Here is a 22,782-nt window from a genome sequence, read left to right as displayed (position 1 = left end):
CTTTGATCGCCGAGGTTGGACGGGTGACCGGGGAGGTCGACTCCGCGGCGCGCGCCATGGCCGACATGGCCACGACGAATGACCGGTTGATCAGCAGCGAGCATGCGGCGCTCGATCAGGTCAGTACCGCCGCCACTCAGATGAGCGCGGCGGTGCATGAAGTTGCACATAACGCGGCGAACGCCTCGGGTGCCGCGCAACAGGCGAGCAGCCAGTCTCGTGACGGCGCCGAGGTGGTCAGCAGTACCATCGAATCGATCCGCCAGTTGGCCCAGGAAGTGGAGAGCGCTTCGGGCACGATCGAGGCATTGGCCCAGGAAACTTCCAGTATCGGTGCCGTGCTCGAGGTGATTCGTGGTATCGCCGAACAAACCAACCTGCTTGCGCTGAACGCCGCCATCGAAGCCGCGAGGGCCGGTGAGCAGGGCCGTGGTTTTGCCGTGGTGGCCGATGAAGTCAGGGCGCTCGCGGCCCGCACCCAGGATTCGACCAAGGACATTCAGGTTCGCATCGAGCGGTTGCAGAGCGGTGTCGCCAAGGCTGTGCAAGCCATGCATGTGGGCAGCAGCAAGGCCCGGGACAGCGTCGAACGTGCGGCGGGTGTCGATCAGGTGCTCAGCGGTACTGGCGGTTCGATCCAGCGGATCAACGACATGGCCGCACAGATCGCCAGCGCTTGCGAGGAGCAGAGCAGCGTCACCGAAGAAATTGCCCGCAACATCTCCGACATCCGCGACTTGTCCAACGAAGCAGCCGCCAATTCCGCCCAGAGCATGCACGCCAGCCGACAGCTTTCCACGCTGTCGCAAAACCTGGCAGGGCTGGTCGGTCGCTTCCGCACCTGAAACCGGTGGTGTCGCGTCTACTGACGACCACCTGCGAGCCCTGCATAGCAGGGCTTTGTCCTGCTGCCCGGTGTGTTGAATGCCGGGCAGATCGTCGACCGCACGCGCTACCTGCTCCAGGTGCACTACGGTCGGCGGATGGTCGCGCAGAAGTTCTCACCTTATCTGCACTGGCAGTTCAATCCTGAGGTCCTGGCCGCCGCGACACCTCGTCAACGGCGGTTGCTGGGGGGCCATCAGGACGCTGAATACGATTGAGCCTGGCTCAGTCAGATCCACACATCGTTGACCGCCGTTCGCTCATTGGTTTCTTCGCCGGTATTGAGGACGCCGCGTGGCTCGATCAGCAGCAATTTCACTTCCTCTGCGGCGCTGGGCTTATGCTCGACGCCTTTTTTGACCACGAACATCTCGCCCGGGCCAATTGTCACTGCGTCGTCGCGAAAGTCGATACGCAGCTCGCCCTCCAGCACGATGAAGGTTTCATCCGTATCGGCGTGGGCGTGCCAGACGAAGTCGCCTTCGAGCCGGGCGATCTTGAATTGGTAATCGTTCATTTCGGCCACGACTTTCGGTGCCCATTGTTCTTGGAACAGGGTGTATTTCTGAGCGAAGTTGATGGGGGCATAACGGGTCATCGAGGCATGCTCCTTGGTGGGGTGGTGCGTCCTACTTTATGGTTCGAGCCTGCGTGCGTATTGGATGATCGTGCAGCTTTTTGCGGCGCGCAGTCGCTGTCTTAGCGCAACATGTTCAGCCAGCGTGCCGGTGAAATACCGAAGGCCTGGGTATGCAGCCGGGTCATGTGGCTCTGATCGAAAAAACCACAGGCCAGGGCCGCTTCGCTCAATGGCGTGCCGTGGAAGGCCAGGCGCCGGGCTTCATTCAAGCGACGCTGGGTGATGTAGCGATAGGGGCTGGTGCCGTACAGCGCCCGGAAATCCCGGGACAGGCTCCATCGATCCCTGCCGCTGGCCTGCACCAGATCGTCCAGGGTGATCGTCTGGTCGAGGGCATCGTGGATGAACAGACGGGCACGCTCTGCCGCCGGGTAGTCGATCAGCCGCCGTCCACGCCTGTTGCCCGCCGCGGTGTCCAGTGCCTGGGCTACATCGTAGATGGCGTCTTCTTCTTCCAGCGGGTCGAGGGGATGATCCAGGCTGTTCAATAATCGACGGGTCGCGATGTTGAGGCGAGGATCGCTGGACAATCCTCCTTCGATGAAGGGCAATGCCTTGCCCCCCAACACGTGCTGGATCACCGACGGTTCTATGTAGAACATCCGGTAGCGAAACCCCTCGCTCGTCCCGGCTTCACCATCGTGCACCTCGTCCGGATGCAGGACAATGGTGCCGCCGGGTTGGCTGTGGCGTTTAGTGTGGCGATAGTTGAAGCTCTGCACGCCGGAAAGTGTGATGCCGATGGCGTAGGTGTCATGGCGATGGGTGGTGTAGCCATGCCCGCTGAAATAGGCCTCGATGCGTTCCATTTTCCTCGATTCAGGCGCTCGCACCAGCCAGTCGCGGTTGTGGATGGATCGAGTCATTGCACCGGCCTCCTGCTTTTGTCCGTATACCCTACCTGCCGGGTGACCTTCGTCACAGCAAAAAAGCTCAGGCTGCAGCACTGTTTACTTGAGGCGAATAAACCTGTGGCGAGGGAGCTTGCTCCCGCTCGATTGCGCAGCGACCGCAAAATCATAGGGCCGCTTCGCAGGCCAGCGGGAGCAAGCTCCCTCGCCACAGTTCAGATCTCTTTTACCGGCGTCTCACCCTGGACATTCTTGATCAGCCGGATAACGTGAAGGCAGTCACTCTTGTTCACATAGGATTCGCCACTGGCGATCGTTTCGTGGTTGCCGGCCCTCAAGCGCCAGCGCCACTGGCCTTTTCCGGTGCTCGGGGTGCCTCGGGTCTGTCGATAGATCTCAAAATACATCGGTTCGCTCCCTGCGATTCATTCACTCAAGACATGCATTGAACATGTGGCTGCAAGCCTAGCGAAGTGGGTGGTTTTGGCTATGGGAAATTCGTTTCCATTGGTTATCAAATATTGCTGGGCATGGCCCGGACCGGGTATTCGACCCTTTCAGGAAAAAAGTCATGTCGCGAACATGAGGTCGGCATTTCTGTTCAATCCCTGAAATAGGCTTTTCACTGTGGCGAGGGTGCCTCTTCCAAGTTCTTTGACGGTATTACATAGGCGCTTCGCCTTTTCGCGCATAGACGCACAACCCCCGGCGTTTCTACACTGCATCCCATCAAGGAATCGGGGGGCAGTGGATGAACCGCAACGAATTGCGCAAGGCCGACATCAACCTCATGGTGGTTTTCGAAACGCTGATGCTTGAGCGCAACGTGACGCGAGTGGCGGAAAAACTGTTCCTGGGCCAGCCGACCATCAGCTCGGCCCTCAATCGTTTGCGCAAAATGTTCAATGACCCGCTGTTCATTCGCGTCGGCCACCGCATGGAGCCGACGGCCCGGGCCGAGGAAATCATCCGGCATCTCTCGCCGGCGCTCGATTCGCTGTCGGTGGCTTTGAGCCTGACCCACGATTTCGATCCCGCCAACAGCACCATGACGTTTCGCATCGGCCTGTCGGACGACGTCGAGTTCGGCTTGTTGCCGCCGCTGTTGAGCAGCTTGCGGCAAGAGGCGCCGCAAATCGTGTTCGTGGTCCAGCATGTCGATTACTGGCGCATTCCCGATTTGCTGGCATCGGGCGATATCACTGTGGGTATCAGCCAGACGCGCGGCTTGCCGGCCAACGCCAAGCGCAAGCTGTTGCGCCACATCCAGCCTCGCGTGTTGCGCGCCGATGCGTCGGACACGCCGCTGACCCTGGACGAGTACTGCTCGCGGCCTCATGTGCTGGTCTCCCATACCGCGAACGTTGCCGGGTTCGCTGACGAATGGCTGGCCGAGATCGGACGCACGCGCCAGGTCGTGCTGTCGGTGCCGCAATACAGCGCATTGCCGGCGTTGCTGGCCGGCACCGACCTGATCGCCAGCCTGCCGGACTATACCGCTGCTGCCATGGCCGCTTCGGGGCACCTGTTCAACGAACCTTTTCCCTTCAAGACCCCGACCCTGGATTTGTCCATGGTCTGGCTGAGCCATGTCGACAGTGACCCGGCCGAGCGCTGGTTGCGGTCGCGGCTGGAGGCGTTCATGGGCGAACGCGTGCCGCTGGAACAGTCCTGACCCCGGCCCGCACCGAAACAAAACCTGCCTGAACGAATCAAGTCGAGGTAAGGTTGTGCCGGCTGAAACCCCCTCGTCATCTTTTCGAATCGGAGTCGAACACATGCCTCACCTGCACATGGAATACACCGCCAACCTGCCCCAGCTGAATGCCGAGGTCGCACTGATGCGCCTGAACAATGCACTGGTGCTCTCCGGTCAATTCGGCGCCGAGTTGGACGTCAAGAGCCGGGCCGTGAAGCTCGAGACTTTTCGAGTGGGTACAGGGATAGGCGAACGGGGTTTCGTGCACGTGAAGCTGGCCTTGCTCAGCGGCCGCTCGGTGGAAATCAAGAAACAACTGTCCGCTAGCCTACTGGCGGTGATCCAGGACCTGGGGCCATGGCCGGCCGAGGTCAGCGTGCAGCTGTGCGTGGAGATTCTCGACATCGACCGAGAGCCTTATGCCAAGGCCTTGATCGGTCAATGACGATCAGGTGCTACGTGGGCGCAGGCTTTGATGATCTGTTCGCGTAGCCAGGCGTTGGCACTGTCCTGATCGAGGGCCGGGCTCCACTGCATGTTCAAGGTAAACCCCGGTAGGCCCTTGGGCGCTTCGTGGTGATTGAAAATCGCCTCGTTGGCCAGCAGCTTCTGGATGCGGCGGGGCAGGGTCAGGATAAAGTCGGTGCCGGTGATCATTTTCAGTGCGGCACTGTAGCTGTTGGCGCGCGCGGCGATTTGCCGTTGATGCGCCTGCTGCGACAGCCAACCATCCACCCTGTTGGTCGCTGACGCCCAGGGCGTCGGAAACACGTGTCGGCGCTGTACGAAAGATTGAAGGCTCAGCTGTGGTTCAAGTGGCGTCGCCCGTTTGTCCACGACGCAAACCAGGTCCTCCTCCAACAACTGCCGGAATTTGAAGTCGGCATGGTTGCGGTGCACGTTCGGGCCGAAGCAGATCGCCAGGTCCAGGCTGCCGTCGCGCAACTCCTCTGCGGGATTGTCGGCTTCAAGCTTGTGCACGTTCACCACCACCGGCAGCTTGGCGTAATCGAAGCCATGCAGCAGCTGCGGCAGGATCAGGTGTTCGAAATATTCCGGTGCGCCAATATTGAAGGTAATGGCTTGCCGTGTCGGATCAAAGGTTGGCGGACCGGCATGGCACAGGTTGATGCTCTGCAAAATGCCGCGCACATGATCGTACATGCCCTCGGCCTTACAAGTGGGGCGCATGCCGGTGCGGGTGTTGATAAACAACTCGTCCTCGAAACAGGTTCGCAGTTTCTTGAGGCAATAACTGACGGTTGACTGGCTGACGCACAATGCCTCGGACACGCCGGTGACACTGCTTTGCTCGTACACGGCGCTAAACACCATGAGGTCCTGCATGTCGAGCTTTCTGAGGGCGTTACTGTTCAGCATCCGTTCTGTCTCTCGCTGTGCTCCTTGCGCGGATCTTGCGCAAACCAGGCTGATGATCCTAACGGAACGATGGTACCAAGAGAATGCCAGGCAGGCGTTTTCATGGTCGGGAACGGGACAGATAGTGTAGGGAGCACGACGTCTTGATCAACGACTGATGCGTTTGCTTATGTTTAGTTAGCGGCAATCCAAGCTCCATCAAATCCAGGTTTAACCGCCCAAGGTGCCGTGGGACGCTTGCCCGATGTGTCTCCTGTGATGCGCTCATGGACGGTTGGCCCCTGGCATTCAGATCTCCTTCACCCACCGCCGTCGATCCGGTCGGCAGGTTCCTGCCTGCCATGGCCCCAGCCCTCAGCGCGCTCCCCTCCGAATTGGCCTTTTGGGCGCTCTGGCATTGCCGTCATGCGCGTCCTCCAGATACTCGTATTGCCTGTTGATCATTCACCGTGTTCGCTCAATGGCGAGCACAGACTGACGGTGCCTTGTCGCCCGTCCGACATGGAAATACGAGCCTTCTCATGAGCCTTTCCAAGCTTTCTTTCGCACCCGTGCAACACGCCCAGGCGTTCCTTGCGCAAAACCCGGATATCGAGCTGTTCGAGTTGTTCATTCTCGATAGCAACGGCGTGCCCCGGGGCAAGTTGTTGCATAGGGACGAGCTGTTGGCGGTCTACGAAAGTGGCCGGCCATTGCCCAGTACGATTCTCGGGCTGACCCTTAATGGCGATGATGTGGAAAACTCCGGGTTGGTGTGGGACGTCGGTGACATCGATTGCCGCGCCTATCCCATCAGCGGCAGCCTGCAGCGCATGCCGTGGCGGTTGATGCCTACGGCCGCGGTGCAGGTCAGCATGCATCCCCAGGAAGGCCTGCCGGCGACCATCGCCGATCCGCGTCATCTGCTCAGCCAGGTGATCGAGCGCTTGCAGGCCGACGGTTATTACCCGGTGATGGCGGCGGAGCTGGAGTTTTATCTGCTGGACGCCCAACGCGACAGCCAAGGTCGGCCGCAGCCGGCGCGGGACGCTGACGGTGGTCGACCGCGGGCCACCCAGGTCTATGGTTTGCGTGAGCTGGAGCAGATCGAGCCGTTCCTGGCCGACCTGTACGCCGCGTGCAAGCTGCAAGGCATTCCGGCCCGGACCGCGATTTCCGAATACGCTCCGGGGCAAGTGGAGATCACCCTCGAACACCGCAGCGATGCCTTGCAAGCCATGGATGAAGCGGTGCGCTACAAACGGCTGGTCAAGGGCGTGGCCCACAAGCACGGCATGCAGGCGTGTTTCATGGCCAAGCCGTTCGAGCACTTGGCGGGCTCGGGCATGCACCTGCATGTCAGCCTGGCGGACCGTGACGGCCACAACCTGTTTGCCAGCGAAGCCGCTGACGGCACGCCGCTGCTGCGCCATGCCGTGGGCGGGATGCTCGACACCTTGCTCGACTCGTTGTTGATGTTTTGTCCGAACGCCAATTCCTACCGACGTTTCCAAAGCAACAGCTACGCACCTCTGGCCGCCACTTGGGGCGTGGACAATCGCACCGTGAGCCTGAGGGTGCCGGGCGGCCCGGCGTTCTCACGGCACATCGAGCATCGTATCTGTGGCGCCGATGCCAACCCTTATCTGGCAGCGGCGGCGATATTGGCCGGCATTCATCGCGGTATACGTGAACAGTGTGATCCCGGTAAACCTGTCGAAGGCAACGGCTACGCCCAGGCGACCGAATTGCTGCCCACCGACTGGCTCACCACGCTGCGCGCCCTCGAGGCTTCGACTTGGGCGCGAGAAGCGTTTGGTGATGAATTCCTCGGTGTCTATCTGGCGGTCAAGCGCGCCGAGTACCGTCAGTTCATGGGGGAAGTCGGGGAGCAGGATTGGCGTTGGTATATGAATCAGGCTTGAGGGCAGCTTCAAGCTTCAAGCAGATCAGGCTTGCCGCTTATGGCTTGCTGCTTAAATAATTATTTAATAGCAACTTTTTCACGAAAAATTGATGGTGCGCTACCTAAAGTTTGTGTTGCCGTAGGAAATGAATTTTTCACATTTCCTGCGGCAAATTCTTTTTAAAAGAGCAACTTCAGGAAACCGTCAACCATCATGCTGACTATTAAAGCCGTGCGCCCCGAGTGGGTGACGCTGGCCGCCAGTGCCTTTTTGTTAGTGGGCTTCAATATCGTGCTCTGGCAACACTTGCTGGCGATCACCACGGCTGACGCCCGGGGCCTGCTGATGTGCGTGGCGTTTGGGCTGATGATCTTCTGCGCGTTCAACCTGGTGTTGACGCTCGTGGCCTTCCGTCCGCTGCTCAAGCCCGTGCTGATGTTGCTGTTCCTGATCAGTGCTGGCGTGGCGTATTTCATGGCCCAATATGGCGTACTGATCGATGCCGGCATGTTGCGCAACTTCGCTGAAACCAATGCCACGGAAGTCCGTGATCTGTTGTCGCTGAAGTTGTTTGTCTATATCGGCTTATTGGGTGTCTTGCCGTGCTGGTTGTTGTTAAAGACTCCGATCAACTACCGCAGTTGGCCCAAAGCATTATTAAGTAAGTTGCTGGTCGGCGTGGTCTCGGCCGCGGTGATCGGCCTGGTCGCCTTGGCCAACTACCAAGGCCTGTCTTCATTGTTTCGTAACCACCACGAATTGCGCTTGATGGTCGTGCCGAGCAACTACATCGGTGCTTCGCTCGGGTACTTGCGTGAACAGGTCGCATCGGCCAAGCAGCCGTTCATCACCTTGGGCGAAGACGCGAGCCGCAACCCGGCCTGGCAAACCCACGGCCGCAAATCCCTGACCGTCCTGGTGGTGGGCGAGAGTGCCCGGGCCGAGAACTTCGGCATCCTCGGTTATAACCGCGACACCACGCCGACACTGGACAAAGAGGCCGGCCTGATCGCCTTCACCGACGTGCATTCCTGCGGCACCGAAACCGCCGTGTCGGTGCCTTGCATGTTTTCCAACATGGGGCGCAAGAACTACGACGCCAGCGTCGCCAAGAATGAAGAGGGCTTGCTGGATGTACTCAAGCGCGCTGGGCTGGAGGTGATCTGGCGGGACAACCAGTCCGGCTGCAAGGGCACCTGCGACCGGGTCACGCTGCAGGATGTCAGCAATCTCAAGGACCCGGCCCTGTGCGCCAACAGTGAGTGCCGCGACGAGATCCTGCTCCAGGGCCTGCAGCATTTCATCGACACGCTTGATAAGGACACGGTGCTGGTGCTGCACCAGATGGGCAGTCACGGGCCTGAGTACTTCAAGCGCTACCCCAAGGAGTACGAGCATTTCACCCCGGTGTGCGAAAGCAACGCGCTGAACAATTGCAGCCGCGAGAGCATCGTCAATGGCTACGACAACACGCTGGTGTACACCGATCACGTGCTGTCGACCTTGATCGATCTGCTGCGGGCCAACCAGGACAAGGTCGACACGGCCATGCTGTACCTGTCGGACCATGGCGAGTCCCTGGGTGAATACAACCTGTTTCTCCATGGCACGCCCTACATGCTCGCCCCGGAGCAACAGAAACACGTGGCGATGCTGGCCTGGTTTTCCGACAGCTATCAGAAATCCTTTTCGGTCGACACCCATTGCTTGCAACTGAGCCGGGAAAAACCCTTGAGCCAGGACAACCTGTTCCACTCGATGCTCGGGCTGCTGGAAGTCAACAGCCAGGTCTACAACCGCGACCTGGACCTGTTCGCCAACTGTCGCGGTGCGGTGATTGACGGTGTCCTGGCGCGGGAGTGAGCGCCTGGACCTTTTTTTCACGCAAGGTTGGTTAACCTGTCATCCAATCTATTCCAAGAGTCGTTTGTATGTCCGGGTTACCCCCATCCACCGTCGAACTTGAGTTCGCCCGGCAGCATGACCAGGAACATGCGCAGGTCTGCCATCGGCTGGCACCGCGCCGCTTGCGCCTGGCGTTCTGGCGCGACGAGCACATGGTGCGCAACGCTCTGAAGATGGCGGGTGAGCCGGGGCTGGTGCTGGATGTGGCCTGTGGGGCGGGGCGGTTCTGGCCGGTATTGGCCGAGCATGCCAACCGGGTGATCCTGGCGACGGACCCGTCGCCGGACATGCTCGAGCACGCGCTCACCCACCATGGCGGCGCGTTGCTCCAGCGGGTCAAGACCTTTCCGAGTTCGGCGTTCACCATCGGGCTGTCGGCCAACGCGGTGGATTGTATTTTCTGTTTGCAACTGTTTCGCCACGTCAGTGCCAGCGAGCATCGCCTGGCGCTGTTGCGCGAGTTTCATCGGGTCAGTCGCGACACGGTGATCGTTTCGGTGCAAATCGAAGGACGCCTCAAGATCGGCCAGGCGCCGCAACGGAACCTGGCCGACAAGGCCGGTGTAGAAGCCGAGTTCTGCCAGGCCGGTTTCAGCGTGCTGTGGTACCAGGATTTCCTGCCCGGTTTTGCGCTGACGCGTGTTTATGTGTTGCGTAAGACCGGTTAAGTCTTGATGTAGGACTATTCTTGCTTTTTCGCAGGCGATTTCTCTTAAGGGGCTGCTCTATGGATGCTCGCAATCGCCAGCGGCGATATATACTGCGCGCCATTCTTCAAGGGAGAGCCGTGTGGCCATCGATATTCACTGGATTCGCGACAACGATAGCCTCGGTCAGTTTTGCGCCGAGTGGCAACAGCTGCCATTCGTCGCCCTCGACACCGAATTCATGCGGGTCGACACTTTTTATCCCATTGCCGGTTTATTGCAGATCGGCGACGGCAAGCGTGCCTACCTGATCGACCCCTTGACCATCGACAATTGGCAACCCTTGGCCGCCCTGCTGGAAAACCCGGCAGTGCTCAAGGTGTTGCACGCCTGCAGCGAAGACCTTGAAGTGCTGCTGCGCCTGACCGGTAGCCTGCCCGCGCCGCTGTTCGATACCCAATTGGCCGCTGCCTACCTGAACCTGGGTTTCTCCATGGGCTATTCGCGGCTGGTGCAGGAAGTGCTGGGCATCGAGCTGCCCAAGGGCGAGACCCGTTCCGATTGGTTGCAACGACCTCTGTCCGAGACGCAGATCAGCTACGCGGCAGAAGATGCCGTGCATCTGGCGGAAGTTTTCGTAGAACTGCGCCCGAAGCTTTCCGACGAAAAATACCGCTGGGTCCTGGAGGATGGCGCCGAACTGGTGGCCAACCTGCGTCGCGAAGTCGACCCGTACGAGGTTTACCGCGAGGCCAAGCTGGCCTGGAAACTGTCCCGCGCCCAATTGGCCGTGCTGCGCGAGTTGTGCGCCTGGCGCGAACGCGAGGCGCGGGCCCGTGACCTGCCGCGCAACCGCATCATCCGCGAGCACTCGCTGTGGCCCCTGGCCCGCACCCAGCCGGATAATCTCGGCGCACTGGCGAAGATTGAAGACATGCACCCGCGTACCGTGCGCCAGGACGGCCAGTTTCTGCTGGACCTGATCCAGCGCGCCGCCAGCATTGCGCCCGAGCAATGGCCGCCGGCCGTGGCCGAGCCATTGCCCATCGAGGCTGCGGCCCTGGTCAAGCGCCTGCGGGCGCTGGGGCAGGCTGAAGCCGAGCGCCTGGAGATCGCCCCGGAGCTGATGCTGCGCAAGAAAACCCTCGAAGCGCTGATCAAGAGCGGCTTCCCCGAGGGGCCTTACCAATTGCCCGATTCGTTGCGTGGCTGGCGCCGCGAATTGATGGGCCAGGCGCTGCTCGACAGCCTGGCCACTGCCGGAGAACAGCCTTGAAACGTATCTGCTCCATCTACCGCAGCTCGAAGAAAAACGAGATGTACCTGTATGTGCTCAAGAGCGATGCCTTGAAGCGTGTGCCCGAGCCCTTGATGACCGCCTTTGGCAAGGCGATCCATGCCTTCGACCTGGTGCTGAGCCCCGAGCGGGAGCTGTCCCGGGAAGACATCAACAAAGTGCTGGAAAACCTCGACACCCAGGGTTATCACTTGCAGATGCCGCCGGCCGAAGACGAGTACATCGAGCATTTGCCCGAAGAGTTGCTGCGCCGCAACGACCCGGTCTGACGGTAATGGGGGCACCTGTCCTGGGTGCCTTTTGTAACACTGGAATGATTTATTGACGACGATCGCAGGGATGGAGCGACACTCTGCCGGCGGTCGTCTGCACTGTTTTTGAAAGGTTTGATTCATGCGCGTTCTGATTGCCGAACACGATCACGCGGTGTACGCCCAGCTTCTGCGTCAGGCTGCACCCGATATTGAAGTCCTGACCAGCGGCGATTCCGCCGAACTGTCGCGGCTGGCCACCGATTGTCCGGTCTGGCTCGGCCAGCCTGATCTGCTGGCCACCCTGTTGCGTCAAGGCCACCAGCCCCGTTGGCTGCAATCGACCTGGGCGGGCATCACGCCGCTGCTGGCCGATGGCTTGAGCCGCGATTACCGCCTGACCCGTGCGGTGGGCATTTTTGGCCAGGTGATGGCTGAGTACGTGCTCACCTACATGCTCGGCCATGAGCGTGAGGTGCTGGCCCGGTTGGTCAGCCAGGTCGAGCGCAAGTGGGACAATCGCCAGGGCCAAGGCCTGGCTGGGCGCAAGGTGTTGATCGTCGGGACGGGGGACATCGGCCAGCGTGTGGCGCAGTTCCTGATGCCGTTCGGTGTGCAGCTGTATGGCATCGCCAGCGAAGCCAGGGCGTTGGCACCGTTTATCGAAGTCGGGGCGTTGAAGGACTTGCCCCGTCTGGTGGGCGAAATGGATTACGTGATCAATTTGCTGCCCAATACGCCGGATACCCATGACATCTACGACGCGGCGCTGTTCAAGCAATTCAAGCCGAGCGGGTTGTTCATCAACGTCGGCCGCGGCGTGGCGGTGGTGGATGCGGACCTGGTGCAAGCCCTGAAGGACGGGCACCTGGCCGGTGCGGTGATCGACGTCTGCCGCCAGGAGCCATTGCCACAGCGCCATCCGTTCTGGACCGCCTGGGGCTTGCTGCTGACCGGCCACAGCTCGGCACCGACCTCGCCACCGATGATGGTGCAATTGTTCCTGGAAAACCTGCGGGCCTACCAGGCGGGCGAAGCACTGCGCGGGGAAGTGGATTTCAGCCGGGGTTACTGACCCCCGGATTCAGCATGATCCAGTGTGGGAGCGAGCTTGCTCGCGATAGCGGTGGGTCAGTCGACATCAAAGTGGCTGATCTGACGCCATCGCGAGCAAGCTCGCTCCCACAGGGGAGTCTTCAGCGGTCACAAAATGGGGTTACAGGCTGAAGTCGCCTTCCGCCACCAGTTCGCTCAACGGCCGGCGCGGGCTTGGGACTTCGCGGGCCTGGAGGTACTCGGCCAGGGTCGATTTGTCTCCCAGCTTGCCAATCGCCACGGCGGCGTGCAGGGCGTAGCCTTCCGGGATCTTCAGTTCCTTGCGGGTCAGTTCCTGGTCGAAACCGGCCATGCCATGGGTATGCCAGCCGCTGAGGCTGGCTTGCAGTGCCAGGTGGCCCCAGGCCGCGCCGGTGTCGAAGGTGTGGGACTGCGCCGGGGTTTCCTCGGTGGCACCGGGCACCGCGAAGGTGGTTTTCGAGACGATGATCACCAACGCCGAAGCGTGTTGGGCCCAGCCGCGGTTGAACTCGTTGAGCAAACCCAGGAAGCGCTCCCAATTCGGCGTGTCGCGCCGTGCGTACAGGAAGCGCCATGGTTGTGAGTTGTAGGCCGAAGGGGCCCAGCGCGCGGCTTCGAAGAAGCTCAGCAAGGTTTCTTCGGCAATGCTTTCGCCGGTAAACGCACGGGGCGACCAGCGTTCGATGAACTGAGGGTGAATCGCGTAATCGGCAATGCGGGAATTGGCGCTCATGGGCTTACCTGGCTCGAGTTTGGAAAGACAATCAGAAACCTACGTCCCGCCGCCCGGCCTGACAAGCCCCTGCCTACCGACAGTCGCCAATGCTTGGCCTGACGAGGTCCCGGCACTAGACTGTCGGCCTTTTCACCACCTGATGTTGATGCTCGAGCCATGGCCGCCAAAGTCGAACCGTTCTGGATACGCAAAACCCTCGATCAGCTCGATCCGCAGGAGTGGGAATCGCTGTGCGACGGCTGTGGCCTGTGCTGCCTGCAAAAGCTCGAAGACGAAGACGACAACAGCGTCTACTACACACGTATCGCCTGCAAACTGCTGGACCTGAAAACCTGCCAGTGCACCGACTACCCCAACCGCCGTGATTTCGTGCCCGATTGCATCCAGCTCACGCCGGGCAAGGCCGATGAATTCAAATGGTTGCCGCCGACCTGCGGTTATCGGCTGGTCAGCGAGGGCAAGGACTTGCCGTTGTGGCACCACCTGGTCTGCGGCGATCGCGATGCCGTGCACCACGAACGCATTTCCCAGTCCGGGCGCATGCTGGCCGAAGGCAGCGTGCCGGAAGACGATTGGGAAGATCATCTGATTTTCCGCGCTGGCTGAACCACCGGCGGCGCACCACCAGGGAGAACCCATGGCTGCAGGATTGAAACGGATGCTGGCGGCCGGGCTGCTGGCGGTGTGCGGGCCGTTGTGGGCGGCGCAGAAAGTCGACCTGGATTATCACGTACATTTATTGCCACAGAGCGATCAGGCCGAGGTACGCCTGACCCTGGCCCGGGGTTCTGCGGTGCGCAGCCTGGATTTCGACCTCGGCGACGGCAGCCGCTACAGCGATTTCAAAGCCGACGGTCAATGGCAGCTCACTCCCGGCAAGGAGGCGCGTGGCGTCTGGCGTCCGGCCGCCGACAAGGCCAGCCTGAGCTACCGTGTGCGCATCAGCCATGTCCGCAAGAACGCCACCTTCGAAACCCGCATGACCCCGACGTGGGCGTTGCTGCGTGGCGACGATCTGGTGCCGTCGGCCAAGCTCGACCAGCAGGATGGCGTCGAACTGGTGGCCCGTCTTGAGGTGGAATTGCCCGACGGCTGGAAAAGCATCGAGACTCCCTGGCCGCGCATCGGCAAGCAACGTTTTCGCATCGACAATCCCTCGCGGTTGTTCGACCGTCCCACTGGCTGGATGCTCGCCGGCAAACTCGGCAGCCGCCGCACACGCCTGGGCGAAACCGAGGTGACGGTGGCCTCGCCCCAGGGCCAGGGCACGCGCCGGATGGATGTGCTGACGCTGCTGACGTTCGTCTGGCCGCAGGTGCAAGCGCTGGTACCGCGCTATCCGGGCAAGCTGCTGATTGTCGGCGCTGGCGATCCGCTGTGGCGTGGCGCTCAGGCCGGCCACGACTCGATTTACCTGCACAGCCGACCGCCGCTGGTCAGCGAGCGGGGCAGCAGCCCGTTGTTGCGGGAGTTGGTGCAGGCGCTGGCCCGGGTCAATGATCAGGACCGTAGCGACTGGATCAGTGAGGGGCTGACCGAGTACTACGCCATCGAACTGCTCCGCCGCGCCGGCGGCCTGAGTGATGAGCGCTACCAGACCTTGAACGAACGACTCGCCCGCGAGAGCAAGGGTGTCACCACCTTGCGCGGCGAGCAGATCAGCCCGGCGGCGGTGGCCAAGGCGGTGTTGCTGTTGCAGGAACTGGACCGCGAGATTCGCCTGAAGACCCGCAACAAGCGTTCGCTGGATGATGTGTTGCAGGGGGCGATGCGCTTGGAAACTGTCGATACCCAGGAGTTTGTGCAGCTCAGTGAAAGTGTCCTGGGTGGGAACTCTGCAGTGCTGGATACCCAGTTACTTCAGTAATATCGCTATCGCGGGCAAGCCTTGCTCCCACACTGAATCTTCGCCGGATGAACTATAGGGTACGACTCGATCCTGTGGGAGCAAGGCTTGCCCGCGATGAGGCCATCAGCTCCACCGCAAAAAATCAGAGCCCAACTTTGGGCGAATTCAACGAATCATTCCCCGTCACCGTAGCCGTGCTCGTCGCCGCCTCGGCATTGGCCTTCAGGCGACTCAGCTCCTCACCGGCCTGCTCGATCCGGGTGCGCGCGCTGTGCAGATTCTGGCGATTCTTTTCCAGCAGGCTCTTGGCCGAGCAATGTCCGGTGATCCCCCGCGCCAGGGCCAGGCCGCCGATCGCCAGTTGAGCCAGGCCGATCACCCCGCCACGACGCAAGCCCTTGCCCATCATCAGCACACCGCCGGCCAGTGAGCCAACGCGTTCCCAGCCGTGCACGTTTTGTGGCGGATGGGATTGGAAAGGGGTGCTCTCAATCGGCTCGAACGGATTGTTATCGCTCATGATCTGTCTCCAGTGTGGGGATTGGTATAAAACTGACTGCCTGAGCGATTGCCTCGTTCAATCGAATATCGCACCGATCAGCGGAATTGCGGCCCTGAGCGGGTGTTGTTGCCTTTGGCCATGCGGTCATACAGCACGACGTTGACCGTGGCGGCCAGGTTCATGCAGCCGGTGGTGGGGATGTACACCACGTCCTCGCACCAGTCGCGGATGTCCTTGTCCAGCGAACCGTCCTCCGGGCCGAAGATGTACAGCGCCCGGTCCGGGTGGGTGTATTCGGGCAGCGGACGTGCGCCTTCCACCAGCTCCACGGCCACTGGCACACAGCCCAGGGGCAGGATTTTCTTCAGGTCGTCGATGCCGATCAGCGGGATGTCGTAATGGACTTTCTTGGTGTCGGTGACGAAGTCGGCGGCGCGCTCATAGCGCTTGCCGGTGTAGAACACCGACGCCACGCCGTAGCAACCGGCGGCACGCATGACCGAACCGACATTTTCCGGTGACTTGGGGTTGAACAGACCGATGCAGCTATAGCGTTTGTTGGCCACGGGCGGGGTGCCTTTGGGGAAAAGGCGCGATTATACGGGGAATGGGGGAGGGTGGTCAGGTTCGAGATGTGTGGTGTTTGTTTGATCGCCATCGCGAGCAAGCTCGCTCCCACAGGGGGCGTGAACGCTGGAGATCCACTGTGGGAGCGAGCTTGCTCGCGATGGCGGCCTGACAGACTGTAATTTCTTTGGTGGTACCAGTTACTCGTCTTTCTTCATCAACCCAGCCAAAGCGGCAAAGGGGTTGTGGGTCGCCTTGGCGATTTTCGGGGTGCTCAGGGAGCCGTCGCCGAAGTATTGCTGGTCGGTGTAGCGCGAGTGCTCGTTATCGTGGCAGTACAGGCACAACAATTCCCAGTTGGAACCGTCCTGGGGGTTGTTGTCGTGGTTGTGGTCGCGATGGTGAACGGTCAGTTCGCTCAAGCGCTTGCCGGAAAACTCACGGGCGCAGCGGCCACAGACATGGGGGTACATTTTCAGGGCTTTGTCGCGGTAGCCCATCTCCCGATCGCGCTGGGCATCGGCGAGGATACGGTCCAGCTTGGCGGTGTTGGACGGTGGCGTTGACGAACTCATGGGTTCACCTTTGTAAAAAAGACTGATGACGGTTGGGCACAGTTTAGCTCAGCCCTTGAGTTTCTCGGCAATCCAGATGGTGTGGCGGGTGCCTTTGTTGCCATGGGCGAACACTTGCACCTCTTCGGCCTTGAAGCCGGCTTTCTTCAGTTTGTCGGAAAACTGCCGGTCGGCGCTGGCCGACCATACCGCCAGCACGCCCTTGGGCCGCAGGGCCTTGGCGCAGGCGGCCAGGCCTCCGGCCGAGTACAGCCAACTGTTGGCTTTCTGGGTCAGGCCTTCCGGGCCGTTGTCGACATCGAGCATGATCGCGTCGAACCCCTGGGGTTCGGCTTGCAGCACCTTGGCCACGTCTTCCAGGCGGATCACCGTGCGCGGGTCCGCCAGCGGCCGCCCGGCTTTTTCACCCAAGGGGCCACGGTTCCACTCCACCACGCCGGGCACCAGCTCAGCCACCACCACTTCGGCAGTCTTGCCCAGGTGCTTGAGGGCCGAAGCGAGGGTGAAGCCCATGCCGAGGCCGCCGATCAGCACGCGTGAGCCAGGACGACCGGCGACCTTGCGGCAAGGAATCTCCGCCAGGGCGTCTTCGGACCCGTGCATGCGGGTGTTCATCAACTGCCCGCCGTCACCGCCCTGGATCTTGATGACGAAGTCTTCGCCGTACTCGAACAGGCACAGGGCACCGCCGTTATCAGGGATGGGCGTGGTGTCGAGCAGAACGAAACGTTTCATGGAAATCTCATAGGAGGGCAAACCGCGCGGTAACGACTAGCCTTAAAGCAGACAATAGCCACGGAGCCATTGATGAAGTGCATCATTCTAACGGCCATTGCCCTGGCGGCGCTCTCAATAAGTTGCGCCCAGGCTCAACAACCGACGATTCCGGTCAACCCGCCCAGCATCCCAGGGTCGCCGGGCACTGCTACCCCGATGCCGTATCCGCCGGTCACACCCAACGGTGTGCCCAAGGCTGGCCCGGGAAGCGGTGGACCGCCCTTGCTGCCGCCCATTGAAATGCCCAAGCCGCCCAAGGACCAGCCGATACCGGGCATGGAGCCGAAGCCGGTGAAGGCCAAGTCGCCGGGGGGGTAAATCCTCGACACGACGCAATAACCTGTGGGAGCGAGCTCCTGCAGGTTTAATGGTTGCTGTCAGACCTGCTGCGACAACAACTGCCCATCGGCCATGCGCAGGCGCTTGGACAGGGAGACGGCGAGGGCGCGGATGATCTTGGCGGCGATCTTGGGGGCGTCGTTGAGCATTTTTTCCAGGGAGTCCTTGCCCAGGTTCAGCAACTGGCAATCACTGGCGGCGATGCAACTGGCCGAGCGCCGTTCGCCGTCGAGCACGGCCATTTCGCCGAAGGCCCGACCGCTGCGCAGGGTAGCGATGGTCACGGGTTGGCCGTCGGGGCCGGTTTTCTGCACGGCCACCTGGCCGGTGTGGATGATGCACATGAAGCTGCCGGCATCGCCCTCGCGGAAAATCGCTTCGCCCTCGGCGATGGCGCTGATGCTGAAATAGCCCGACGCCGCGGCGAAGTCGACGGGCAGCAACTGGTCGAACAGACCGCAGTCCATCAGCCAGTCGCGGATTTCTTTGTTCAGTAAGGTCGGTTCTGACATGTCGTCACGGTCTTTTTCTTGTGTTTGTTACGGGTTCAGGTTGGCCCGGGTGTAAGCAGATCTTTGGGACAGACTCTTGTGGGAGCAAGGCTTGCCCGCGATGGCATCAGCTTGATCTGACAGACAGAACTGAGTCGCCTGTATCGCGGGCAAGCCTTGCTCCCACAAAGGCTCGCTCCCACATTGGATTTTAGTTGTCTCAGAGCCTTGCGCATGGAGCTAAGACCCAGCGATCCGATGGAGTTCCTCAGACCAACCCCAAAACCTTCAAGACAAATGCATATTCGAGCGCTACGTCACGCAATCCCTGGTAACGCCCGCTCATTCCACCGTGGCCGGCGCCCAGTTCGGTCTTGAGCAGCAGGGGGTTGTCGTCGGTCTTGGTGGCGCGCAATTTCGCCACCCACTTGGCCGCTTCCCAGTACTGCACGCGGCTGTCGTTGTAACCGGCGATCACCAACAGCGCCGGGTACGCCTGGGCGCGGACGTTTTCGTACGGGGCGTAGGCCCGGATCCGATCATAAACGTCCGGCTCCTCTGGATTGCCCCATTCGTCGTATTCGGTGACGGTCAGCGGCAGGTCGGGGTCGAGCATGGTGTTGAGCACATCGACGAACGGCACTTCGGCAATCGCCACCTTGAACAGCTCCGGACGTTGATTGAGCACCGCGCCGATCAGCAGGCCGCCGGCGCTGCCGCCACTGATCGCCAGTTGGTCAGCGGTGGTGAAACCGTTGGCGATCAAATGTTCGGCGCAGGCGATGAAGTCGCTGAAGGTGTTGTGCTTGTGCTCCTGTTTGCCGGCGCGATACCAGGCTTCCCCCAACTCACCGCCGCCGCGCACGTGGGCAATGGCAAACGCCACACCACGGTCGAGCAGGCTCAGCCGCGCATGGGAAAACCACGGGTCGAGGCTTTCGCCATAGGCGCCATATCCGTACAAGTACAGCGGCACCGGCTGGCCAAGGGCTTCGCGCTTGACCACCAGGCTGATGGGCACCTGGGTGCCGTCCGCTGCCGTCGCCCAGAGCCGCTGGCTGACGTAGGCATCGGCGTCGAACGGCCCCAGCACCGGGGTTTGCTTGAGCACGACCTGCGCGCCGCTAGCCAGGTCCAACTGACGGATCTGCGCCGGGCGGTTCAGGGCCTCGTAGCGCAGGCGGATGCGCTCGCTGGAAAATTCCAGGCTGTTCTGCACATGCAGGCTGTAGGCCGCGTCCGGCAACTGCACCCGATACGCCGGCAAGCCCTGGGGATGCACCTCGATGATCGGCAGGCCGCCCTCGCGCAGGCTCAGGGTCATGGCCCCGGCGTTCAGGCTCAGGCCGTCGATCATCACCGTGTCGCTGTGGGGGATCAGGTTTTGCCAGTCGGCCTCGGTCGGCGTCACGCCGGTGTCGGCAGCCTGGTACAGGGCGAAGTTGATCCCGTCGCGGTTGCTGCGGATCAACCAGGTCCATTGGCCATCGAGCCGGCCGTGGTCGACGTCGTATTCGTGGTTTTCCAGGCGTGGCGCCAGGCAAGTGAAGGGCTGTTGCGGTTGCGCGGCGTCCAGCACCCAGACTTCGCTGGTGGTCTTGCTGCCCAGGGACAGGATCAACTGCTTTTCCGAGCTCGAACGATAGCAATGCAGGAAGAAGCGCCCGTCCGGCTCATGGAACACTTGCTCGGCGGCCGTACCGTCCAGGCGATAGCGCCAGAGTTTGTGAGGACGATGGGTCTCGTCCAGCTCACCAAAAAACAGCGTCAGGCTGTCGTTGGCCCAGGTCATGCTGCCGTCGCAATCGTCGAAGGACAGTTCACTGACCTTGTCGTTGGACAATTCCTTCACGAACAGGGTGTAGATCTCATCGCCCGTGGTGTCCAGGCTGTAGGCCAGGCGCTGGTGGTCGGGGCTGATGCTGAAGGCGCCCAGGGCAAAGAAACCGCCGCCGGCCAACGCGTTCGGGTCCAGCAGCAGTTGTTCGCGGCTTTCGTCCACGGTCAGGCTGTCATCGGTCGGGCGCGGGCAACGGTAATGGCGCGGGTATTCGTCGCCGGCCGTGGTGCGGGTGTAGTACAGGTACGGACCCCAGGGCGAGGGCAGGGACAGGTCGGTCTCGAGGATACGCCCCTTGATTTCCTGGAACAGGGTTTCGCGCAGTTCCGCCTGATCGGCGAGTTGCGCCTCCTGATAGCTGTTTTCCGCCTTGAGGTAGTCGAGCACGTCGTCGGTGTCGCGTTCCTGCAGCCAGGCGTACGGGTCAACGCCGGCGTCCTTGCGGGCAATCGGGGCGTTGGAAACGTGGGCAGATAGGGACATGAAAGGCTCTCGAACGTTGTACAAAAAGGGACACGCGGCCTGGACAGAAGCCACCACACAGGCCATTCGCCAGACGCCGGGGCAGCCTGACGCGTGAAAAGCCGTTACTATAAGCGTCTCTTTGCCTGCCTTGCCATGGACACCATGACCGAGAATGACTATCTGATCGCCTGGGGCCTCTACGCCTTCGCCGCCCTGGGCTGCCTACTGGTGTGGATGCGTATGACCCGCTGGATGTGGCGCTGGTTGCGCGAGCCGCTGCGCTTGTTGATGGCGGTGTTGCTGTTCAGCCCCACCGTCGTCGACCCGGTGAAGGACAAAGTTGCCCCAGCCTTGGCCATTGTCGCCCTGGACATCTTGTTCAAGGTTGGCAACAACGTCTGGCGGGCGGCGTCCGATCTGCTCATGTATGGCATGATCGCCTTCGGCCTTTACTTGGTGATCGTGCTGATCCGCTTCCCCATCGAGCGGGCCGCCAATGCGCGCAAGGAGCGGGCTGCCGCCGCAAAAGCCGCCGCCGCGACCGAAGAGCCCGAGGATGAGCCACCGTTCGGCGTGGCCGGTGATGACCGCTACGGTCGCCCGCCCGTGCCGAGCAACCCCCAGCGTTCGCGTATCGAACCGCGCCTGTAAGCAGGCCTGCCCCTTGAAGCGAGAGTTCGAGCATGTGTGAGTTACTGGGCATGAGCGCCAATGTGCCGACCGACATCGTGTTCAGCTTCACCGGGCTGATGCAGCGCGGCGGCAAGACCGGGCCGCACCGGGACGGTTGGGGCATCGCCTTCTATGAAGGCCGTGGCCTGCGCCTGTTCCAGGATCCGGCTGCCAGCAGCGAATCGGAAGTGGCGAACCTGGTACAGCGTTATCCGATCAAGAGCGAAGTGGTGATCGGGCATATTCGCCAGGCCAACGTCGGCAAGGTCTGCCTGTCCAACACCCACCCGTTCGTGCGTGAGTTGTGGGGCCGCAATTGGTGTTTTGCCCACAACGGCCAGCTCGCCGATTTCCAACCGGGCGTGAGCTTCTACCGTCCGGTGGGCGACACCGACAGCGAAGCGGCTTTCTGCGATCTGCTCAACCGCGTGCGCCAGGCCTTCCCGGAACCGGTAGAGGTGGAACAGCTGCTACCGTCGTTGATCGAGGCTTGCACCGAATACCGCAGCAAAGGCGTGTTCAACTGCCTGCTTAGCGATGGCGACTGGCTGTTCTGCTATTGCTCGACCAAACTGGCCCAGATCACCCGTCGCGCGCCGTTCGGCCCGGCGCGTCTCAAGGACGTGGATGTGATTGTCGATTTCCAGGCCGAAACCACGCCCAATGACGTGGTCACGGTGATCGCCACCGAACCCTTGACCGAAAACGAAACCTGGACCCGCTACGAACCGGGCCAATGGAGCCTGTGGCGACGCGGCGAATGCGTCAGCCACGGCCGGACCGAATAAGGACGTCACGTTATGTTGCTCAGTTATCTACGGCTGGTGTTGTTCGCGGTGGGCCTGTTGGTTGGGGTCCAGGTGCCGGGCTTCATCAATGATTACGCCAAGCGGGTCGAGGCTCACCTGATCGAGGCGCAGACCGGCCTGCAAGGTTTCCAGGGCACCGCCAACCAGTTCTTCAAAGGTGACATGCAGGCCCTGGTGGCCCATTACCGTGCCAGCGAGGACCCGATCTTTCGCAGCGATGCCGACAGCCTGAACACTTTGCTCGTGCGCCAGCAGGCCCTGGACAAGCAATTCCAGGCGATGCAGGGCCCATGGTACATCCGCCTGCTGCAAGTGGCGCTGGCCGCCGATCCGGACATCCGCAAGGAAACCTGGAACGGCTACAGTTACCAGATCCTGCTGACCCCCGAGGCCATGGTCTGGGGCATCAGCGGCGCGATGTTGCTGTCGTTTGGCCTGGAATGCCTGTTCCGCCTGATCGACTGGGTGGTGCTGGGCGGCAAGCGCCTGCGCCAGAGCCGACCGATCGAAGAGCGCAACCTGCGCGGGCTCTGATGCTCGGCTCATAGGGCTTTTTTGTGGCGAGTGTCTCGTCCTGAATAAGGTTTACACCTTCTGACCTATCCTCAGGAGGAACCAATGGATTCAGGAAGAAGGCGTAGT

General features: G+C 61.3%; 26 protein-coding genes and 1 pseudogene. 16 read left to right on the top strand and 11 right to left on the bottom strand.

Going from position 1 to position 22,782, the window contains the following annotated elements:
- Nucleotides 1-56: 56 nt before the first annotated feature.
- Nucleotides 57-845 carry a methyl-accepting chemotaxis protein gene (locus tag AC3A5O_RS10835; RefSeq protein WP_436278737.1) on the top strand — a complete coding sequence of 263 codons (789 nt, stop codon included), beginning with the start codon at nt 57-59 and terminating at the stop codon, nt 843-845.
- A 96-nt stretch (nt 846-941) separates the two neighbouring features.
- A pseudogene (locus AC3A5O_RS10830) lies at nt 942-1,103 on the top strand (phytanoyl-CoA dioxygenase family protein); the annotation flags it as partial.
- Between the two features lie 11 nt (nt 1,104-1,114).
- Here AC3A5O_RS10830 and AC3A5O_RS10825 read toward each other — a convergent pair.
- From AC3A5O_RS10825 to AC3A5O_RS10815, 3 genes are all read right to left on the bottom strand, one after another.
- Entirely contained in the window at nt 1,115-1,483 is a 369-nt protein-coding gene (locus AC3A5O_RS10825; protein ID WP_305470144.1) for a cupin domain-containing protein, read from the bottom strand.
- A 101-nt stretch (nt 1,484-1,584) separates the two neighbouring features.
- The gene (locus AC3A5O_RS10820) at nt 1,585-2,391 is read right to left on the bottom strand and encodes an AraC family transcriptional regulator (RefSeq protein ID WP_122566094.1); all 807 of its coding nucleotides are present in this window, start codon (nt 2,389-2,391) and stop codon (nt 1,585-1,587) included.
- Nucleotides 2,392-2,591: 200 nt separating this feature from the next.
- Nucleotides 2,592-2,783 (bottom strand): YegP family protein, encoded by a 192-nt coding sequence (locus tag AC3A5O_RS10815; RefSeq protein WP_063322516.1) that lies wholly within the window; start codon nt 2,781-2,783, stop codon nt 2,592-2,594.
- A gap of 344 nt (nt 2,784-3,127) precedes the next feature.
- Between AC3A5O_RS10815 and AC3A5O_RS10810 the strand changes: the two genes are divergently transcribed.
- A complete protein-coding gene (locus AC3A5O_RS10810) occupies nt 3,128-4,051 on the top strand; it encodes a LysR family transcriptional regulator (protein ID WP_122566095.1) in 924 nt (307 codons plus the stop codon).
- A 103-nt stretch (nt 4,052-4,154) separates the two neighbouring features.
- A complete protein-coding gene (locus AC3A5O_RS10805) occupies nt 4,155-4,520 on the top strand; it encodes a 5-carboxymethyl-2-hydroxymuconate Delta-isomerase (RefSeq protein WP_122566096.1) in 366 nt (121 codons plus the stop codon).
- Here AC3A5O_RS10805 and AC3A5O_RS10800 read toward each other — a convergent pair.
- Nucleotides 4,514-5,455, bottom strand: coding sequence for a LysR family transcriptional regulator (locus AC3A5O_RS10800; RefSeq protein ID WP_122566097.1), 942 nt, complete (start codon nt 5,453-5,455; stop codon nt 4,514-4,516). The two genes, AC3A5O_RS10805 and AC3A5O_RS10800, sit on opposite strands and share 7 nt — an antisense overlap.
- Before the next feature lie 521 nt (nt 5,456-5,976).
- Here AC3A5O_RS10800 and AC3A5O_RS10795 point away from each other — a divergent pair.
- The 6 genes from AC3A5O_RS10795 (at nt 5,977) to AC3A5O_RS10770 (ending at nt 12,516) form a co-directional block, all read left to right on the top strand.
- The gene (locus AC3A5O_RS10795; RefSeq protein WP_487753174.1) at nt 5,977-7,359 is read left to right on the top strand and encodes a glutamine synthetase family protein; all 1,383 of its coding nucleotides are present in this window, start codon (nt 5,977-5,979) and stop codon (nt 7,357-7,359) included.
- A 195-nt stretch (nt 7,360-7,554) separates the two neighbouring features.
- Nucleotides 7,555-9,204, top strand: a complete 1,650-nt coding sequence (locus AC3A5O_RS10790; RefSeq protein ID WP_305470148.1) for a phosphoethanolamine transferase — start codon at nt 7,555-7,557, stop codon at nt 9,202-9,204.
- A gap of 68 nt (nt 9,205-9,272) precedes the next feature.
- Nucleotides 9,273-9,914, top strand: a complete 642-nt coding sequence (locus tag AC3A5O_RS10785; RefSeq protein WP_122566100.1) for a class I SAM-dependent methyltransferase — start codon at nt 9,273-9,275, stop codon at nt 9,912-9,914.
- Between the two features lie 121 nt (nt 9,915-10,035).
- Nucleotides 10,036-11,169 (top strand): ribonuclease D, encoded by a 1,134-nt coding sequence (gene rnd, locus AC3A5O_RS10780; RefSeq protein WP_122566101.1) that lies wholly within the window; start codon nt 10,036-10,038, stop codon nt 11,167-11,169.
- Complete coding sequence (locus tag AC3A5O_RS10775; RefSeq protein WP_122566102.1) at nt 11,166-11,459, top strand: YcgL domain-containing protein; 294 nt, start codon at nt 11,166-11,168, stop codon at nt 11,457-11,459. The genes rnd and AC3A5O_RS10775 overlap by 4 nt, the downstream gene beginning before the upstream one ends.
- Nucleotides 11,460-11,583: 124 nt before the next feature.
- Entirely contained in the window at nt 11,584-12,516 is a 933-nt protein-coding gene (locus tag AC3A5O_RS10770; RefSeq protein WP_305470152.1) for a D-2-hydroxyacid dehydrogenase, read from the top strand.
- A 141-nt stretch (nt 12,517-12,657) separates the two neighbouring features.
- On the opposite strand, the gene AC3A5O_RS10765 is transcribed toward AC3A5O_RS10770, so the two are convergent.
- Nucleotides 12,658-13,251 (bottom strand): nitroreductase family protein, encoded by a 594-nt coding sequence (locus AC3A5O_RS10765; protein WP_305482976.1) that lies wholly within the window; start codon nt 13,249-13,251, stop codon nt 12,658-12,660.
- Nucleotides 13,252-13,410: 159 nt separating this feature from the next.
- On the opposite strand from AC3A5O_RS10765, the gene AC3A5O_RS10760 reads away from it, so the two are divergent.
- Together AC3A5O_RS10760 and AC3A5O_RS10755 are read left to right on the top strand one after the other, a co-directional pair.
- A complete protein-coding gene (locus AC3A5O_RS10760; protein WP_122566105.1) occupies nt 13,411-13,860 on the top strand; it encodes a YcgN family cysteine cluster protein in 450 nt (149 codons plus the stop codon).
- A 31-nt stretch (nt 13,861-13,891) separates the two neighbouring features.
- Nucleotides 13,892-15,121 carry a hypothetical protein gene (locus AC3A5O_RS10755; protein WP_487753173.1) on the top strand — a complete coding sequence of 410 codons (1,230 nt, stop codon included), beginning with the start codon at nt 13,892-13,894 and terminating at the stop codon, nt 15,119-15,121.
- A 124-nt stretch (nt 15,122-15,245) separates the two neighbouring features.
- Here AC3A5O_RS10755 and AC3A5O_RS10750 read toward each other — a convergent pair whose 3' ends face one another.
- The 4 genes from AC3A5O_RS10750 to AC3A5O_RS10735 all read right to left on the bottom strand — a co-directional run bounded on the left by AC3A5O_RS10750 (nt 15,246) and on the right by AC3A5O_RS10735 (nt 17,482).
- Nucleotides 15,246-15,623 (bottom strand): YgaP family membrane protein, encoded by a 378-nt coding sequence (locus tag AC3A5O_RS10750; RefSeq protein WP_305491865.1) that lies wholly within the window; start codon nt 15,621-15,623, stop codon nt 15,246-15,248.
- A gap of 77 nt (nt 15,624-15,700) precedes the next feature.
- Complete coding sequence (locus AC3A5O_RS10745; RefSeq protein WP_003198862.1) at nt 15,701-16,171, bottom strand: RNA methyltransferase; 471 nt, start codon at nt 16,169-16,171, stop codon at nt 15,701-15,703.
- A 201-nt stretch (nt 16,172-16,372) separates the two neighbouring features.
- Nucleotides 16,373-16,747 (bottom strand): YajD family HNH nuclease, encoded by a 375-nt coding sequence (locus tag AC3A5O_RS10740; protein ID WP_003184246.1) that lies wholly within the window; start codon nt 16,745-16,747, stop codon nt 16,373-16,375.
- A 48-nt stretch (nt 16,748-16,795) separates the two neighbouring features.
- On the bottom strand, nt 16,796-17,482 hold the full coding sequence (locus tag AC3A5O_RS10735; RefSeq protein WP_072409852.1) for a spermidine synthase: 687 nt from the start codon (nt 17,480-17,482) through the stop codon (nt 16,796-16,798).
- 72 nt (nt 17,483-17,554) lie between these two features.
- Here AC3A5O_RS10735 and AC3A5O_RS10730 point away from each other — a divergent pair, with 72 nt between their 5' ends.
- Complete coding sequence (locus AC3A5O_RS10730) at nt 17,555-17,842, top strand: hypothetical protein (protein ID WP_072341345.1); 288 nt, start codon at nt 17,555-17,557, stop codon at nt 17,840-17,842.
- A gap of 59 nt (nt 17,843-17,901) precedes the next feature.
- Here the strand turns inward: AC3A5O_RS10730 and AC3A5O_RS10725 are convergent, their stop codons facing one another.
- Together AC3A5O_RS10725 and AC3A5O_RS10720 are read right to left on the bottom strand one after the other, a co-directional pair.
- Nucleotides 17,902-18,375, bottom strand: a complete 474-nt coding sequence (locus tag AC3A5O_RS10725) for a cyclic nucleotide-binding domain-containing protein (RefSeq protein ID WP_014337065.1) — start codon at nt 18,373-18,375, stop codon at nt 17,902-17,904.
- Nucleotides 18,376-18,622: 247 nt separating this feature from the next.
- The gene (locus AC3A5O_RS10720) at nt 18,623-20,677 is read right to left on the bottom strand and encodes a S9 family peptidase (protein WP_487753172.1); all 2,055 of its coding nucleotides are present in this window, start codon (nt 20,675-20,677) and stop codon (nt 18,623-18,625) included.
- A gap of 135 nt (nt 20,678-20,812) precedes the next feature.
- On the opposite strand from AC3A5O_RS10720, the gene AC3A5O_RS10715 reads away from it, so the two are divergent.
- Genes AC3A5O_RS10715 through AC3A5O_RS10705 form a run of 3 tightly spaced genes read left to right on the top strand, consistent with a single transcriptional unit; the run spans nt 20,813 to nt 22,674 of the window.
- A complete protein-coding gene (locus AC3A5O_RS10715) occupies nt 20,813-21,310 on the top strand; it encodes an MFS transporter (protein WP_460083176.1) in 498 nt (165 codons plus the stop codon).
- A 32-nt stretch (nt 21,311-21,342) separates the two neighbouring features.
- A complete protein-coding gene (locus AC3A5O_RS10710; RefSeq protein ID WP_053120116.1) occupies nt 21,343-22,119 on the top strand; it encodes a class II glutamine amidotransferase in 777 nt (258 codons plus the stop codon).
- Nucleotides 22,120-22,131: 12 nt separating this feature from the next.
- A complete protein-coding gene (locus AC3A5O_RS10705; protein WP_305470159.1) occupies nt 22,132-22,674 on the top strand; it encodes a DUF2937 family protein in 543 nt (180 codons plus the stop codon).
- Nucleotides 22,675-22,782 lie beyond the last annotated feature (108 nt).

It is taken from the genome of Pseudomonas sp. Soil_N_39, from assembly GCF_057655955.1.
Note: the sequence above shows the minus strand (reverse complement) of the source record. Positions and strands in the feature narration are given on the sequence as shown.

What these genes read in the sequence shown, in the direction of transcription:
- AC3A5O_RS10835 (WP_436278737.1), top strand. Translation starts at nt 57, where the DNA reads ATGGCCGACATGGCCACGACGAATGACCGGTTGATCAGCAGCGAGCAT.
- AC3A5O_RS10825 (WP_305470144.1), bottom strand. Translation starts at nt 1,483, where the DNA reads ATGACCCGTTATGCCCCCATCAACTTCGCTCAGAAATACACCCTGTTC.
- AC3A5O_RS10820 (WP_122566094.1), bottom strand. Translation starts at nt 2,391, where the DNA reads ATGACTCGATCCATCCACAACCGCGACTGGCTGGTGCGAGCGCCTGAA.
- AC3A5O_RS10815 (WP_063322516.1), bottom strand. Translation starts at nt 2,783, where the DNA reads ATGTATTTTGAGATCTATCGACAGACCCGAGGCACCCCGAGCACCGGA.
- AC3A5O_RS10810 (WP_122566095.1), top strand. Translation starts at nt 3,128, where the DNA reads ATGAACCGCAACGAATTGCGCAAGGCCGACATCAACCTCATGGTGGTT.
- AC3A5O_RS10805 (WP_122566096.1), top strand. Translation starts at nt 4,155, where the DNA reads ATGCCTCACCTGCACATGGAATACACCGCCAACCTGCCCCAGCTGAAT.
- AC3A5O_RS10800 (WP_122566097.1), bottom strand. Translation starts at nt 5,455, where the DNA reads ATGCTGAACAGTAACGCCCTCAGAAAGCTCGACATGCAGGACCTCATG.
- AC3A5O_RS10795 (WP_487753174.1), top strand. Translation starts at nt 5,977, where the DNA reads ATGAGCCTTTCCAAGCTTTCTTTCGCACCCGTGCAACACGCCCAGGCG.
- AC3A5O_RS10790 (WP_305470148.1), top strand. Translation starts at nt 7,555, where the DNA reads ATGCTGACTATTAAAGCCGTGCGCCCCGAGTGGGTGACGCTGGCCGCC.
- AC3A5O_RS10785 (WP_122566100.1), top strand. Translation starts at nt 9,273, where the DNA reads ATGTCCGGGTTACCCCCATCCACCGTCGAACTTGAGTTCGCCCGGCAG.
- AC3A5O_RS10770 (WP_305470152.1), top strand. Translation starts at nt 11,584, where the DNA reads ATGCGCGTTCTGATTGCCGAACACGATCACGCGGTGTACGCCCAGCTT.
- AC3A5O_RS10765 (WP_305482976.1), bottom strand. Translation starts at nt 13,251, where the DNA reads ATGAGCGCCAATTCCCGCATTGCCGATTACGCGATTCACCCTCAGTTC.
- AC3A5O_RS10760 (WP_122566105.1), top strand. Translation starts at nt 13,411, where the DNA reads ATGGCCGCCAAAGTCGAACCGTTCTGGATACGCAAAACCCTCGATCAG.
- AC3A5O_RS10755 (WP_487753173.1), top strand. Translation starts at nt 13,892, where the DNA reads ATGGCTGCAGGATTGAAACGGATGCTGGCGGCCGGGCTGCTGGCGGTG.
- AC3A5O_RS10750 (WP_305491865.1), bottom strand. Translation starts at nt 15,623, where the DNA reads ATGAGCGATAACAATCCGTTCGAGCCGATTGAGAGCACCCCTTTCCAA.
- AC3A5O_RS10740 (WP_003184246.1), bottom strand. Translation starts at nt 16,747, where the DNA reads ATGAGTTCGTCAACGCCACCGTCCAACACCGCCAAGCTGGACCGTATC.
- AC3A5O_RS10735 (WP_072409852.1), bottom strand. Translation starts at nt 17,482, where the DNA reads ATGAAACGTTTCGTTCTGCTCGACACCACGCCCATCCCTGATAACGGC.
- AC3A5O_RS10730 (WP_072341345.1), top strand. Translation starts at nt 17,555, where the DNA reads ATGAAGTGCATCATTCTAACGGCCATTGCCCTGGCGGCGCTCTCAATA.
- AC3A5O_RS10725 (WP_014337065.1), bottom strand. Translation starts at nt 18,375, where the DNA reads ATGTCAGAACCGACCTTACTGAACAAAGAAATCCGCGACTGGCTGATG.
- AC3A5O_RS10720 (WP_487753172.1), bottom strand. Translation starts at nt 20,677, where the DNA reads ATGTCCCTATCTGCCCACGTTTCCAACGCCCCGATTGCCCGCAAGGAC.
- AC3A5O_RS10715 (WP_460083176.1), top strand. Translation starts at nt 20,813, where the DNA reads ATGGACACCATGACCGAGAATGACTATCTGATCGCCTGGGGCCTCTAC.
- AC3A5O_RS10710 (WP_053120116.1), top strand. Translation starts at nt 21,343, where the DNA reads ATGTGTGAGTTACTGGGCATGAGCGCCAATGTGCCGACCGACATCGTG.
- AC3A5O_RS10705 (WP_305470159.1), top strand. Translation starts at nt 22,132, where the DNA reads ATGTTGCTCAGTTATCTACGGCTGGTGTTGTTCGCGGTGGGCCTGTTG.